Origin of the sequence: Pseudomonas sp. LS44, from assembly GCF_024730785.1 — a bacterium.
In the GTDB taxonomy this organism is placed as follows: Bacteria; Pseudomonadota; Gammaproteobacteria; order Pseudomonadales; family Pseudomonadaceae; genus Aquipseudomonas.
Genome location: NZ_CP102830.1, coordinates 2,377,959 through 2,392,063, shown reverse-complemented (window position 1 = coordinate 2,392,063; position 14,105 = coordinate 2,377,959). Strand labels below are relative to the sequence as shown.

Annotated in this window: 12 protein-coding genes; all 12 read right to left on the bottom strand. The window is 59.2% G+C overall.

Annotation, left to right across the window (positions count from 1 at the left end; all coding sequences use genetic code 11):
• Positions 1-7 precede the first annotated feature (7 nt).
• The 12 genes from nuoH to NVV93_RS10540 all read right to left on the bottom strand — a co-directional run bounded on the left by nuoH (position 8) and on the right by NVV93_RS10540 (position 14,072).
• The gene (nuoH, locus tag NVV93_RS10595) at positions 8-1,000 is read right to left on the bottom strand and encodes an NADH-quinone oxidoreductase subunit NuoH (protein WP_258250630.1); all 993 of its coding nucleotides are present in this window, start codon (positions 998-1,000) and stop codon (positions 8-10) included.
• Complete coding sequence (nuoG, locus tag NVV93_RS10590) at positions 997-3,708, bottom strand: NADH-quinone oxidoreductase subunit NuoG (RefSeq protein ID WP_258250629.1); 2,712 nt, start codon at positions 3,706-3,708, stop codon at positions 997-999. The genes nuoH and nuoG overlap by 4 nt, the downstream gene beginning before the upstream one ends.
• Positions 3,709-3,805: 97 nt before the next feature.
• Entirely contained in the window at positions 3,806-5,152 is a 1,347-nt protein-coding gene (nuoF, locus tag NVV93_RS10585) for an NADH-quinone oxidoreductase subunit NuoF (RefSeq protein ID WP_258250628.1), read from the bottom strand.
• On the bottom strand, positions 5,149-5,643 hold the full coding sequence (gene nuoE / locus NVV93_RS10580; RefSeq protein ID WP_258250627.1) for an NADH-quinone oxidoreductase subunit NuoE: 495 nt from the start codon (positions 5,641-5,643) through the stop codon (positions 5,149-5,151). The genes nuoF and nuoE overlap by 4 nt, the downstream gene beginning before the upstream one ends.
• 2 nt (positions 5,644-5,645) lie before the next feature.
• The gene (nuoC, locus tag NVV93_RS10575; RefSeq protein WP_258250625.1) at positions 5,646-7,427 is read right to left on the bottom strand and encodes an NADH-quinone oxidoreductase subunit C/D; all 1,782 of its coding nucleotides are present in this window, start codon (positions 7,425-7,427) and stop codon (positions 5,646-5,648) included.
• 61 nt (positions 7,428-7,488) lie between these two features.
• Complete coding sequence (locus NVV93_RS10570) at positions 7,489-8,163, bottom strand: NADH-quinone oxidoreductase subunit B family protein (RefSeq protein ID WP_258250624.1); 675 nt, start codon at positions 8,161-8,163, stop codon at positions 7,489-7,491.
• A 10-nt stretch (positions 8,164-8,173) separates the two neighbouring features.
• Complete coding sequence (locus NVV93_RS10565; protein ID WP_309137395.1) at positions 8,174-8,566, bottom strand: NADH-quinone oxidoreductase subunit A; 393 nt, start codon at positions 8,564-8,566, stop codon at positions 8,174-8,176.
• 374 nt (positions 8,567-8,940) lie between these two features.
• The gene (locus NVV93_RS10560) at positions 8,941-10,536 is read right to left on the bottom strand and encodes an isocitrate lyase (protein WP_258250622.1); all 1,596 of its coding nucleotides are present in this window, start codon (positions 10,534-10,536) and stop codon (positions 8,941-8,943) included.
• A gap of 499 nt (positions 10,537-11,035) precedes the next feature.
• Positions 11,036-11,845, bottom strand: coding sequence for a secretin N-terminal domain-containing protein (locus tag NVV93_RS10555; protein ID WP_375162877.1), 810 nt, complete (start codon positions 11,843-11,845; stop codon positions 11,036-11,038).
• Positions 11,842-12,480: a histone acetyltransferase HPA2 gene (locus tag NVV93_RS10550; RefSeq protein WP_258250621.1), complete on the bottom strand. Its 639-nt coding sequence runs from the start codon at positions 12,478-12,480 to the stop codon at positions 11,842-11,844. The genes NVV93_RS10555 and NVV93_RS10550 overlap by 4 nt, the downstream gene beginning before the upstream one ends.
• 7 nt (positions 12,481-12,487) lie before the next feature.
• Positions 12,488-12,913: a GNAT family N-acetyltransferase gene (locus NVV93_RS10545; protein ID WP_258250620.1), complete on the bottom strand. Its 426-nt coding sequence runs from the start codon at positions 12,911-12,913 to the stop codon at positions 12,488-12,490.
• On the bottom strand, positions 12,906-14,072 hold the full coding sequence (locus NVV93_RS10540; RefSeq protein WP_258250619.1) for a cupin domain-containing protein: 1,167 nt from the start codon (positions 14,070-14,072) through the stop codon (positions 12,906-12,908). The genes NVV93_RS10545 and NVV93_RS10540 overlap by 8 nt, the downstream gene beginning before the upstream one ends.
• Positions 14,073-14,105: the final 33 nt, after the last annotated feature.

Below are 14,105 nucleotides of genomic sequence, written 5' to 3'. Positions count from 1 at the left end.
ATTGTCCTTACTGGGCCGCGGCCAGCACGAGTGCGCCGGTCACCAGCAGGTTGAGCAGAGTCAGCGGCAAGCAGAACTTCCAGCTGAAACTCATTACTTGGTCATAGCGCGGGCGCGGGATAGAGGCGCGCAGCAGAATGAACAACATGATGAAGAAGCCGGTTTTCAGGGCGAACCAGATGAACGGAATCTGCGGCAGGATGCCAAACGGGCCGTGCCAGCCGCCGAAGAACAGCGTCGCCAACAGCGCCGAGATAAACACGATGCCGATGTATTCGCCGACGAAGAACATGCCCCATTTCATCCCGGCATATTCGATGTGGTAGCCATCGGCCAATTCCTGCTCCGCTTCTGGCTGGTCGAACGGGTGACGGTGAGTCACCGCAACGCCGGCGATAAAGAAGGTACAGAAGCCAAAGAACTGCGGAATGATGAACCACAGGTTCTGCGCCTGGTAATCGACGATGTCGCGCATGTTGAAGGAGCCAACCTGTGCCACCACGCCCATCAACGAGAGGCCCATGAACACTTCATAGGACACCGTCTGTGCCGAGGCACGTAATGCGCCGAGTAGGGCGAACTTGTTGTTGCTCGACCAACCGGCAAACATCACCGCGTATACCGACAGACCCGCCATTGCGAAGAAGAACAGCAGGCCGATGTTCAGGTCCGCGACACCCCAGGTTGGGGTAATCGGGATGATCGCGAAGGCGATCAGCATGGCGCTCATCGCTACCACTGGCGCCAAGGTGAAGATCGGTTTGTCGGCGAACGGCGGCGTCCAGTCTTCCTTGAAGAACATCTTGATCATGTCAGCGGCGATCTGGAAGGCGCCGAATGGGCCAACCCGGTTCGGGCCGTAGCGGTCTTGCCAGAGCGCCAGCAGGCGGCGCTCAACCCAGCTGAGCAGGGCGCCGCAGATCACTACGGCGAGCAAAATCACGATCGACTTTAGGACGGCGACGATGACATCGACTAGTTCTGGAGTCAGCCAGCTCATTGCGCGGCCTCCTGCAGATTGCTCGCCGCTCGCCCGGCGAGGACCGAAGGAATGCCCGGCAGACCAACCGGCAGGGCAACCACGCCGGCGGCCAGCTGCTCATCGATACGCAGTGGCAGACGCAGAGTTTGTTCGCCGATATTCAGACTGAGCAGTGCGCCATCGTTGACGCCCAGACGGTCAGCCTCGGACTTCGCCAAAGCCACATAGGCTTGCGGAATGCGCTCCTGCACCGGCGCAGCACGCGAGGAGTTCTCTTCGCTGCCGAACAGGTGGTGCACCGGCGCGACTTGCCAGCTGCCAGCAGCCGGGTTGAACGGGGCCGGAACCGTGCTGAACCATTGCAGGTTGTCGCCGTGGGTTTCGATCAGGCGCACGCCAGGGTCGCCGGCGCGCAGGTGACCACCCACTTCGTCCTGGAATTTGTTCCAGGCTTGCGGTGAGTTCCAACCCGGCGACCAGGCAAAGGGAATCTGCTGACGCGGTTCAGCAGAGCCGGAGTAGCCTTCCATGGAGAAGGCAAAAGCGCTGTCCTTGTCCTGCGGCTGGCGTGGCTCGTGCACGCTGATATTGGCGCGCATGGCAGTCCGACCGCTGTAACGTAGCGGCTCGCGGGCCAGCTTCATACCCTTGATGCGGAAGGCTGCCGAAGGTGCGGCGTTGACGATGGTGCTGAGCTTTTCATCGCTGGCGGCCACCGCAGCGGTGACTTGATCGAGCAGGGTCCAGTCGACGGTCTTCTCCTGCAGCGTGCTGTGCAGCGCGTGCAGCCAGCGCCAGCCTTCGCGAACCAGAATTTTGGCGTCGTAGTAGGACGGCTCATAGACCTGGAAGAAGCGTTGGGCACGGCCTTCCTGGCTGACCAGGGTGCCGTCACCTTCGGCGAAGCTGGCCGCGGGCAGGACCAGATCGGCGCGCTCGACGGTAGCGGTCTGCTGGTGATCGGCAACGATGACTACCTTGGCGGCATTCAGTGCGGCGTCGACGGTTGCCGCATCGGCACGGCGGTACAGGTCGTTTTCCAGCACCACGACGGCATCGGCTTGTTGGGAGATCAGGGCATTCAGTGCCGCGTCCACGGACTCGCCGCCCAGCAGGGTGACGCCGAGGCTGTTGGCCTCGGGTACGACCAGGCTGATCGAACCCTTTTTGTCGCGTGCTTTAAGGGCCTTGGCAATGTTCGCTGCGGCCTCAATCAGCGCCGGGTTACCCAGCGAGGTGCCGGATATCACCAGTGGACGTTTGGCGGCCAGCAGGGCATCGGCGATGCGCTGCGCCAGTTCGCCGGCTTCGGTGTCCAGACCGGCAACCGCCGGAGCGCTCGGGTCGATGGCATGGGCGACGGCAAAGCCGATACGGGCCAGATCATCCGGCGCGGCATGGACGCATTCGGCGGCGACGTCGTCGAGTTTGGTATCGGTCAGGCTGGCAATGAACAGCGGATTCAACTCGTGCTGAGCAATGGTCTTCACCGCGGCATCCAGCCACGGTTGGATTTTCATCGCCGCGGCCATCTCTTCGCCTTTGCCTTTCACAGTCTGGCGCAGGGCCAGGGCGATACGTGCAGCAGTCTGGGTCAGGTCCTCGCCCAGAACGAACACGGCGTCGTGCTCTTCGATTTCGCGCATCGACGGAATCGGTAGCGGACTATTTTGCAGGACCTGCAACACCAGCCGCAGGTTATCCAGCTCGGCGGCGGTGATGCCGGTGTAGAAGTTGTCCGCGCCGACCAGTTCGCGCAGGGCGAAGTTGCTTTCCAGACTGGCGCGCGGCGAGCCAATGCCGATCACGCGTTTGCCTTTGAGTAGCTCGGCGGCTTTGTCCAGTGCTTCGTCCAGCCCCAATTTCTGCGCACCAAAGCGCGGCTGGCGTGGGCGATCCTCGCGATTGACATAGCCATAGCCGAAGCGGCCACGGTCGCAGAGGAAGTAGTGGTTGACCGAGCCGTTGTAGCGGTTCTCGATGCGCCGGATCTCACCGTAACGCTCGCCGGGACTGATGTTGCAGCCGCTCGAGCAGCCATGGCAGATGCTCGGGGCGAACTGCATGTCCCACTTGCGGTTGTAGCGCTCGGAGTGGGTTTTGTCGGTGAATACACCGGTCGGGCAAACCTCGGTGAGGTTGCCGGAGAATTCGCTTTCCAGCACACCGTCTTCAACGCGCCCGAAGTACACGTTGTCATGGGCGCCGAACACACCGAGGTCGGTGCCGCCGGCGTAATCCTTGTAGAAGCGCACGCAGCGGTAGCAGGCGATGCAGCGGTTCATTTCGTGGGAAATGAACGGGCCGAGCTGCTGATTCTGGTGGGTGCGTTTGCTGAAGCGATAACGGCGCTCGTTGTGGCCGGTCATCACCGTCATGTCTTGCAGGTGGCAGTGGCCGCCTTCTTCGCACACCGGGCAGTCGTGCGGGTGGTTGGTCATCAGCCATTCGACGACGCTGGCGCGGAAGGCCTTGGCCTCTTCGTCGTCGATGGAGATCCAGCTGTTGTCGGTGGCGGGGGTCATGCAGGACATGACCAGGCGACCGCGTTTGTCGTTTTCGTCGGTGTACTGCTTGACCGCGCATTGGCGGCAGGCGCCGACGCTACCGAGCGCCGGGTGCCAGCAGAAGTACGGGATGTCGAGGCCGAGGGAGAGACAGGCCTGTAACAGGTTGTCCGCCCCGTCGACTTCGAGCGCTTTGCCGTCTACGTGGATAGTGGCCATGGTTCAGGTTTCTTCGTTGCCCCGCTTGTGACGGGCTTGGCTAATAGAATCACGGAGCAGTCGGGGCCGGGTGTGGCCGCCAAGCTGCGAATATTTTTTATGCGCCGATTTTTAGTGCCGGTGCTGCCGGTACGCTCTGGCGGGCAACGCCAGCCTCGAACTCCGGTCGGAAATACTTGATTGCGCTACCCAGCGGTTCTACGGCGCCCGGGGCATGGGCACAGAAGGTTTTGCCTGGGCCGAGGAAGTTGACCAGTTGCAACAAGGTCTCGATGTCCTCGGCGCGACCTTCACCACGTTCCAGCGCGCGGAGCATTTTCACGCTCCATGGCAAGCCGTCACGACAAGGTGTGCAGAAACCGCAGGATTCGCGGGCGAAGAACTCTTCCATGTTGCGCAGCAGAGAGACCATGTTGACGCTTTCGTCGACCGCCATGGCCAGGCCCGTACCCATCCGGGTGCCGACTTTGGCGATGCCGGCAGCGAACATCGGCGCATCGAGATGCTCAGGCAGCAGGAAGCCGGTACCGGCACCGCCGGGTTGCCAGCACTTCAACTTGTAGCCGTCGCGCATGCCGCCGGCGTAGTCCTCGAACAGCTCACGGGCCGGGGTACCGAACGGCAATTCCCAGACGCCGGGGTTCTTCACCTTGCCGGAGAAGCCCATGAGCTTGGTGCCCATGTCTTCGCTGCCCGGGCGCGCCAGGGTCTTGTACCAGTCGACACCGTTGCCGACGATGGCCGGCACGTTGCACAGCGTTTCAACGTTGTTGACGCAAGTCGGCTTGCCCCAGACGCCGACGGCGGCGGGGAAGGGCGGCTTGGAACGCGGGTTGGCGCGACGGCCTTCCAGCGAGTTGATCAACGCGGTTTCTTCGCCGCAGATGTAGCGGCCGGCGCCGGCGTGGACGAACAGCTCGAAGTCGAAGCCACTGCCGAGGATGTTCTTGCCAAGCAGACCGGCAGCCTTGGCTTCTTCGACAGCGCGGTTCAGATTGCGCGCCGCGTCAACATATTCGCCGCGCAGGAAGATGTAGCCGCGATAGGCTTTCAGCGCGCGCGCGCTGATCAGCATGCCTTCGATCAGCAGATGCGGCAGCTGCTCCATCAGCATGCGGTCTTTCCAGGTGTTCGGTTCCATCTCATCCGCGTTGCACAGCAGGTAGCGGATGTTCAGGGACTCATCTTTAGGCATCAGGCCCCACTTTACCCCAGTGGGGAAGCCGGCGCCGCCACGGCCTTTGAGGCCGGAGTCTTTGACGACCTGAACGATATCGTCGGTGGCCATCTGTGCCAGGGCCTTGCGCGCGGCGCTGTAGCCGTCTTTGGCCTGGTATTCGTCGAGCCAGACGGGAGCGCCATCGTCACGCAGACGCCAGGTCAGCGGATGGGTTTCCGGGCTGCGGGCGATCAGGTTGGCAGGGCCGAAGGAGGTCAATTTCATGGGTAGGCCTCCAGCAGACTGGCGACGCCGCTCGGCTCGATATTACCGAAGGTATCGTCGTCGATCATCAGTGCCGGGGCCTTGTCGCAATTGCCCAGGCAGCAAACCGGCAGCAGGGTGAAACGGTCGTCGGCGGTGGTTTGGCCGAGGCCGATACCCAGCTGTTGCTGGATCGCATCGACCACCGATTCATGACCGCCGATGTAACAGACCATGCTGTCGCACACGCGAATGATGTGACGGCCCACTGGCTGGCGGAAGATCTGGCTATAGAAGGTTGCTACGCCCTCGACGTCGCTGGCCGGGATGCCGAGTAGCTCGCCAATGGCCGGAATGGCGCCATCGGGCACCCAGCCGCGCTCTTTCTGCACGATCTTCAGCGCTTCGATGGACGCGGCGCGCGAGTCTTCGTAGTGATGCATCTCATGCTCGATGGCCGAGCGCTCGCTGTCGCTGAGGGTAAAACGGTCGGTCTGGATTAACGTGCTCATGCTTAGCGGTCCACGTCGGCCATAACGAAATCGATACTGCCCAGATACGCGATCAGGTCAGCCACCATGCTGCCGCGGATTACCGAAGGAATCTGCTGCAGATGCGGGAAGCTGGGGGTGCGAATCCGGGTGCGGTAGCTCATGGTGCCGCCGTCGCTCGTCAGGTAGTAACTGTTGATGCCCTTGGTCGCTTCAATCATCTGGAAGGCTTCATTGGCCGGCATGACCGGGCCCCAGGAAACCTGCAGGAAGTGAGTAATCAAGGTTTCGATGTGTTGCAACGTGCGTTCTTTCGGCGGCGGCGTTGTCAGCGGGTGGTCCGCCTTGTACGGGCCTTCCGGCATATTTTTCAGGCATTGCTCGATGATCCGAACGCTCTGACGCATTTCCTCGACACGGACAATGCAGCGGTCGTAGGCATCGCCGTTGACGGCGAGCGGCACTTCGAACTCGAAATTTTCATAGCCGGAGTACGGGCGGGCTTTGCGCAGGTCGAAGTCCAGACCGGTGGAGCGTAGGCCGGCGCCGGTGACGCCCCATTCCAACGCTTCTTTGGTGTTGTACTGGGCGACGCCGATGGTACGGCCTTTGAGAATGCTGTTCTTCAACGCGGCCTTTTCGTATTCATCGAGGCGCTTGGGCAGCCATTCGACGAAGTCCTTGACCAGTTTCTCCCAGCCGCGCGGCAGATCGTGGGCGACGCCACCGATGCGGTACCAGGCCGGATGCAGGCGGAAACCGGTGATAGCTTCGATCACCGTGTAGGCGCGCTGGCGGTCGGTGAATGTGAAGAACACCGGGGTCATCGCACCGACGTCCTGGATATAAGTACCCAGGAACAGCAGGTGGCTGGTGATGCGGAAGAACTCGGCCATCATGATGCGGATGACGTCGACCTTTTCCGGCACCTTGATGCCCGCCAGTTTCTCGACCGAGAGTACATAGGGCAGGTTGTTCATGACCCCGCCGAGGTAGTCGATGCGGTCGGTATAGGGAATGAAGCTATGCCAGGATTGACGCTCGGCCATCTTCTCGGCGCCACGGTGGTGGTAGCCGACTTCCGGCACGCAATCGACGATTTCTTCGCCATCCAGCTGCAGGATGATGCGGAAGGCGCCGTGAGCGGACGGGTGGTTGGGGCCGAGATTGAGGAACATGTAGTCCTCATTCTCGCCATGCCGCTTCATACCCCAGTCCTCTGGCTTGAAGCGCGCAGCTTCTTCTTCCAGGTTCTGTTTGGCGACGGACAGGCTGAATGGATCGAATTCGGTGGCGCGCGCCGGGTAGTCCTTGCGCAGCGGGTGACCTTCCCAGGTTGGCGGCATCATGATCCGCGACAGATGCGGGTGGCCGGCGAAGGTGATGCCGAACATGTCCCAGACTTCGCGCTCGTACCAGTTGGCGTTCGGCCAGATTTTGGTGGCGGTCGGCAGATTGAGGTCGCCCTCGGACAGCGCGACCTTGAGCATCACGTCGCTGTTCCGCTCGATCGACATCAGATGGTAGAACACGCTGAAGTCGGCGCCAGGCAGGCCGAAGCGCTTGGTGCGCAAGCGCTCGTCGACGCCATGCAGGTCGTAAAGCATTACGTACGGTTTGGGGAGCTGACGCAGGAAGGTCAGCACCTCGATAATTTTTTCGCGGGCAACCCAGAGCACCGGCATGCCGGTACGGGTGGACTGGACGGTAAAGGTCTCAGCGCCAAAGCGGGAGTTCAGTTCAACGACGACATCTTGGTCGTCTGCCTTGTAAGGCGGGATGTACAGAGCGGTGTCTGCAGTCATGGTCTCGGTCGCTTTCAGTCAACGTATAAGGGTGAGGCGGCTTTCTTGAGAAAGGCCAGGATCACACTTCGTCGGGGCTGCGCAGGTTGGTCACCTGGATACGCTGTTCACGGCGCTGTTCCCGTTGCGACGGCATGTCGGCGCGATACACGCCTTGATCGCCGACGACCCAGGAAAGTGGGCGCCGCTCTTGGCCGATTGATTCCTGCAACAGCATAAGCGCCTGCAGGAACGCCTCGGGGCGCGGAGGACAGCCGGGCACGTAAACGTCCACGGGGAGGAATTTGTCGACCCCCTGAACGACCGAGTAAATATCGTACATACCGCCTGAGTTGGCACATGCCCCCATGGAAATTACCCACTTAGGCTCGAGCATCTGCTCATAGAGGCGCTGGATGACTGGCGCCATCTTGATGAAGCAGGTGCCTGCAATGACCATGAAGTCGGCCTGGCGCGGAGATGCACGAATTACTTCGGCACCGAAGCGGGCAATGTCATGGGGTGCTGTGAAAGCAGTGGTCATTTCCACGTAGCAGCAGGACAGGCCGAAGTTATACGGCCACAGGGAGTTCTTGCGACCCCAGTTGACCGCACCGGTCAGCACGTCCTGCAGTTTGCCCATGTAAATGTTGCGATGGACTTGACCCTCGAGCGGATCGGCTACGGTCTCCCGCTCGCCGATCGGATACTGCTCGTTAGGAGCATCCGGGTCGATCCTGGTGAGTTTGTATTGCATCGCCAAAGCCTCATTGTTTTAGCTTCGCCTGCCGCTTGCGACGACCTTCGGGAGCCCAATCGAGCGCCCCGATGCGCCAAAGGTAGACAAGACCTGCCAACAGAATTGCTATAAAAACTGTAGCTTCAACGAAGCCGGCCCAGCCGCTTTCACGGACAGAAACCGACCAGGCGAAGAGAAAGAGGGCTTCAACGTCGAAAATCACGAATAGCATCGCGACCAAATAGAATTTTGCGGATAGGCGCAGACGGGCGCTACCGGTAGGCAGCATTCCGGATTCGAAGGGTTCGTTCTTGCTCCGGCCCCAGGCTTTGCTGCCCAGCAGGCTGGATACGCCGAGCATGAAAGCGCACAGGCCAACGACCCCGAGCAAAAAAATGGCAAAGCCCCAGTTGTGGGACATGGTAACGACGGTCTCAGCATTCATGCCGGAGTTCCTTGAGCAAGGGGCGGCGATACATACAAAACTTGTAGCTGGCGCAAATGCTTAGCCAGCAATCGATTCGGCTAATTTTATGCGTGTCTGCCGGGTTAAGTAAATTTTTCCTTATAAAAAATTAACTTAGCGGCCAAGTATGCACCTGCTTAGGCCGGTTGAAACATTGTTTCATCGTCTACTTCACGCGCATCAGTTTGCTTGCTAGACATGGCGACGCTCGTCGACGGCTACCTAGGTGACGTACGGAACAACAAAAAAGCCCCGGCATTTCTGCCGGGGCTTTCGGGTTGCGCACTCAGTCTGGGGTCGTGGCCCGGGCTGGGTGAAACCGATTCCGATTAGTGGAACTGGTTCATGGTGTTGTCTTTGCCGCCGGCTTTCAGGGCCGCTTCACCAGCGAAGTACTCTTTGTGAGCGTCGCCGATGTCGGAACCGGACATGTTCTGGTGCTTAACGCAGGCGATACCTTGACGGATCTCCTGACGCTGAACGCCTTTCACGTAGGCCAGCATGCCCTGGTCTGCGAAGTACCCTTTGGCCAGGTTGTCGGTGGACAGCGCGGCGGTGTGGTAGGTCGGCAGAGTGATCAGGTGGTGGAAGATACCAGCCTGAGCCGAACCGTCGCGTTGGAAGGTGCGGATCTTCTCGTCGGCGACTTGAGCCAGCTCAGTTTCGTCGTACTCGACGCTCATCAGCTTGGTGCGGTCGTAGGCGGAAACGTCCTTGCCTTCAGCAGCGAAGGCATCGAATACCTGCTGACGGAAGTTCAGGGTCCAGTTGAACGACGGGCTGTTGTTGTAAACCAGCTTGGCGTTAGGGATGGTTTTACGGATTTCGTTAACCATTTCTGCGATCTGGCCGACGTGTGGCTTCTCGGTTTCGATCCACAGCATGTCAGCGCCGTTCTGCAGCGAGGTGATGCTGTCCAGTACGCAGCGCGCTTCACCGGTGCCAGCACGGAACTGGAACAGGTTGGACGGCAGACGCTTAGGACGCAGCAGCTTGCCACCGCGGTTCAGTACTACGTCGCCGTTGTTCAGGTCGGCAGCGGAGACTTCTTCGCAATCCAGGAAGGAGTTGTACTGGTCGCCCAGGTCACCCGGCTGGTTGGTAACAGCGATCTGCTTGGTCAGGCCAGCACCCAGGGAGTCGGTACGAGCAACGATCACGCCGTTGTCGATGCCCAACTCGAGGAATGCGTAGCGAACAGCGTTGATCTTGGCCAGGAAGTCAGCGTGCGGCACGGTGACTTTGCCGTCTTGGTGGCCGCACTGCTTCTCGTCGGAAACCTGGTTTTCGATCTGGATGCAGCAAGCACCCGCTTCGATCATCTTCTTGGCCAGCAGGTAGGTCGCTTCCGGGTTACCGAAACCAGCGTCGATGTCGGCGATGATTGGCACTACGTGGGTTTCGTAGTTGTCGATCTGGTTCTGCAGGTCAGCAGCTTTGGCGTTGTCGCCAGCAGTGCGGGCAGCGTCCAGAGCGGTGAACAGCAGGTCCAGTTCGCGGGCATCAGCCTGGCGCAGGAAGGTGTACAGTTCTTCGATCAGGCCGGAAACCGAAGTTTTCTCGTGCATGGACTGATCCGGCAGCGGACCGAAATCCGAACGCAGAGCAGCAACCATCCAGCCCGACAGGTAGAGGTAGCGCTTGTTGGTGGTCTTCAGGTGCTTCTTGATCGAAATCAGCTTCTGCTGACCGATGAAACCATGCCAGCAACCCAGCGACTGGGTGTAGACGGAGGAGTCAGCATCGTACTCGGCCATGTCTTTGCGCATGATGTCGGCAGTGTACTGAGCGATTTCCAGACCGGTTTTGAAACGGTTCTGGGCGCGCATGCGGGCCACGGACTCAGGGTCAATAGCACTCCAGCTGCTGCCGATGGCTTCTTTCAGCGCGGCAACGGCCTTGATGTCGTTTTGATAAGCTGACATGGTCAATCCTTCAAAGTATGTGTTTGGTTGAGCACCGACTTCCCACCCCAAAATCCCTTCAAAACGATCCAATTTCAGTAATTGGGCTCTAAAGGCATTGTTATGGGCGGCTCACCGCAGTGTGATGAGTGTTGACCAGGACGAGGTTGAAACTGTGCAGGAGGGGAGGACGAACAGTTGGATGACCGATTCAGAACCGCAGCAAAGCGATTCGATAGCCGAACAGGTCAATCTGGCTGATACGCTAAAACGCTTCCCCGTCCCTCAGGACAACTTCGTTCCAGTCGCAATCTCGTCAAACCGCCTTGTGGGCTGTGCAACACGAATCGGCTCAAGTCGTTAGATTAGAGCGCAATTCGGAGGCTTCTTTTCAGAGCCTCTGATTAGCGGGAGCGGGGCCATCATGCCTTTCAAACAAATGTTCGTCAAACGTTTTGTAGTGCTTTTTTAGCGCTACTACATAACTTTTTAGAGGCGACCGCTTGGTCAGATTTGCGGACTAATCCAAGGTCTCGACTTTTAAGCGCACAGTCATATTCTCGCTTCCTTGCGTCGAATAATGTTGAAGGAATCCGCTTTGGCTCTCCTGTCGACTTTCGTTGACGCCACCAATAGTCATCCACTCGCCAAGTCGTCCGCTCACCCGGGTATCGGTACTTTGCAGATTGATCGCCCCGGATGGGTTTTGGCTTAGCCGGTCGTTATTGGTGCTGATGCTGACATGTACGACGTCACCCGTGAGGCTGGCGGTTACGTAGAAGCCGCGAGTGACGTCACGGTATTGGGTGTCGCTATACGCTTGGCCGTAAGGACCATTGCTGGTGGTAGTGATGGGTACGCTTTGACCGGCCTGAATAAGCGCGGGATAACCTTCGGTCGTCTGCACTTGCTGGGAGCCACCGCCACGACTGGCAGTACTGCGGCGGATGCCCCTGACCTGATCGCGGCCGTTGACCTCGCCGCGTCCAGATTGAATTTCAACATTGCCCGCACTGGCTGAACCATTCACGTTGTAGCCGCGATCATCTGCGTAGTTGGTGTCAGCGGTATCGACGCTGATCAGCAGACGGCGAGGCTGTTTGTCGAGTTGGTCGAGAACCCCGCGAAGCTCATCGATCTTGGCTGGCGATGCATTGACTACGAGCTGGTTGCCATACGCACTGACACGGCCCTCATTGCCAAGCACGGCTTGCACAACGGGCATCACGTCATCGGCGGTGCGGTAATTGAGCGGAATGATCTCGGTAGCGGCCAGTAGCGGTGGGCTACAAACCATAAGCACAGCGGCAAGCCAGAGACGCAGGTTCATAGCAGAAAGCTCCGCAAGTCAGGGTCAGTAATGCTCAGATCCCAGGCTTGATCAAACTGCGCCTGGCGCTGACGCACTCGGCCGGCGTCGTTATAAAGCGCATAGCCCGCGAGATTCGCTGGTTCAGGACGCAGCAGCAATCCATGGCGATCAGCCAGCAGAAAAGCGGCGGCGTCGCTGGGGTGATCCGGATTGATTTTGCGAATTTGCAGGTTGCTCGGCAAGCGGTGCGAGAGATTCAGAAGACGATGGCCTTCTTTGGTCGCACGAGTGATATCGCGCAGGAGAATCCGTATTTGGCTTTTGGGGCTGCTGAGCAGTAAGCGGGTACAGGCTTCTTGCACGCTGCTGTGGTTATACAGCCAAGGCTCAAGATCCTGGCTGTAAATGCATATAGACCGTTGTGCCTGTTGTAGAAGAGCCAACGCGTGAGCGCGAGCTTCGGCGGGTTGACTGAAGCGTTCCAGCGGTAGATGGACGCCAAGTGAATATGGCGCTGGCTCCCAATGTTGCGGTTCAGCATGCTGGCTCGGCGGATTATGGACAGCAAAACGCCCCGGAGACTGAAACTCGATGACCGGCAGTTCTACTGATTCGGCATCCGCTTCAGGCGGCGGGGCATTTTCTTTGTTCATCTCGACCTCAGCGGGTTTGGCGCACCATATCCACGTGGGGAATACCGGCGTCTAGGAATTCACCGCTAACAACCGAGAAACCCAGGCGCTCATAGAACGGTGTGGCGTGAACTTGAGCACTGAGCATCTGCCGGACCAGTCCGCGGCGCTCGGCTTCGATAATGACCGCGTTCACCAATGCTTCACCGACTTTCAGGCCGCGCCAATTTTTGAGGACCGAAACGCGGCCGATGTGGCCATCGAGCAGTAGCCGCGCCGTTCCGATCGCATAATCGCCATCTATAGCCAGGAAATGCACAGCGTCCAGATCTTCTGCATCCCACTCGAGCTCTGGAGGCACGGTTTGCTCGGCAATAAACACCGTCTCGCGAATTCGACGCAGGTCGGCATTATCTTTCTGCCAATCGGCGACACGGACATACAGGTTATTCATCAGCAAACTCCAAACTTCCTTGCTTGATAAGCTCCACCAACAGCTTACGCCCGTCAGCGTCGGCTAGCCATTGGCTGAGATTCTCGGCATGCAGAGCATCGGCGGCGCAGATCAGTTTCAGCAAGTCGCGCAGGTTGCCGGGCAACAATCGGCTTTGGCCGCTGGCAAACAGGAGCAAGTCGTCATCCACCTCCGACCAGGCAAGACGTGCGCTTGGGTTGCGGACAAGTACTACACCCTCTTTCAGACCAGCAAAAAACTCCGCCTCGTCGAGCTCGCCACCGGCTACCAGCTCCGGGTATCGAGGCTCCGTCATGAACTGACCGAACCAGGTAAGTAGCAGTCGCTCATCCCCCATGTGCTCGGTCAACAGTGCCTTGAGACGATCAAGGGAGTCGCGTTGAATCTGATGGGGATCTGCGGTTGGGGCGATGCCTGCGTCACTGTAGCGCTCCTCCTCCGGCAGGAACTGACTGAGGAAGTCGGTGAAGTGCGTCAAGACTTCAGCGGCGCTGGGGGCGCGGAAGCCCACGGAGTAGGTCAGGCAGTCGTTCTCGGCAGTGCCGTAGTGGGCAACGCGTGGCGGCAGATAGAGCATGTCGCCGGGTTCCAAGACCCATTCATCGGTTTGCTCGAAGTCAGCCAGAATGCGCAGATCGGCATGCTCCAGCAGCGGGCTGTCGCTATCGCACATTTGGCCGATCTTCCAGCGCCGTTGGCCTTGTGCTTGCAGTAGAAACACATCGTAGTTATCGAAGTGGGGCCCGACGCTGCCTCCCGGTGCGGCGAAGCTGATCATCACGTCGTCGATGCGCCAGCTTGGTAGGAAGCGGAAGTTCTGCAGCAACTCCGCAACCTCGGGGACGAATTGATCGACAGCCTGAACCAGTAGTGTCCAGTCGCGCTCAGGCAATGCCTTGAAGTCATCTTCGTTGAAGGGGCCGCGGCGCAATTCCCATGGGCGTTCGCCTTGCTCAATAACCAAGCGAGACTCGACTTCTTCCTCTAGCGACAGACCAGCCAACTCGTCGGCGGAAATAGGGCTTTCATAGTCGGGTAGGGCCTGGCGAATCAGCAGTGGTTTTTTCTGCCAGTAGTCGCGCAAGAATTCCCGTGCAGTCAAACCGCCCAAGAGTTGAAGAGGAATATCAGGATTCATAAATAAGCCTTTGAAATAAAAACGCCCGGCACA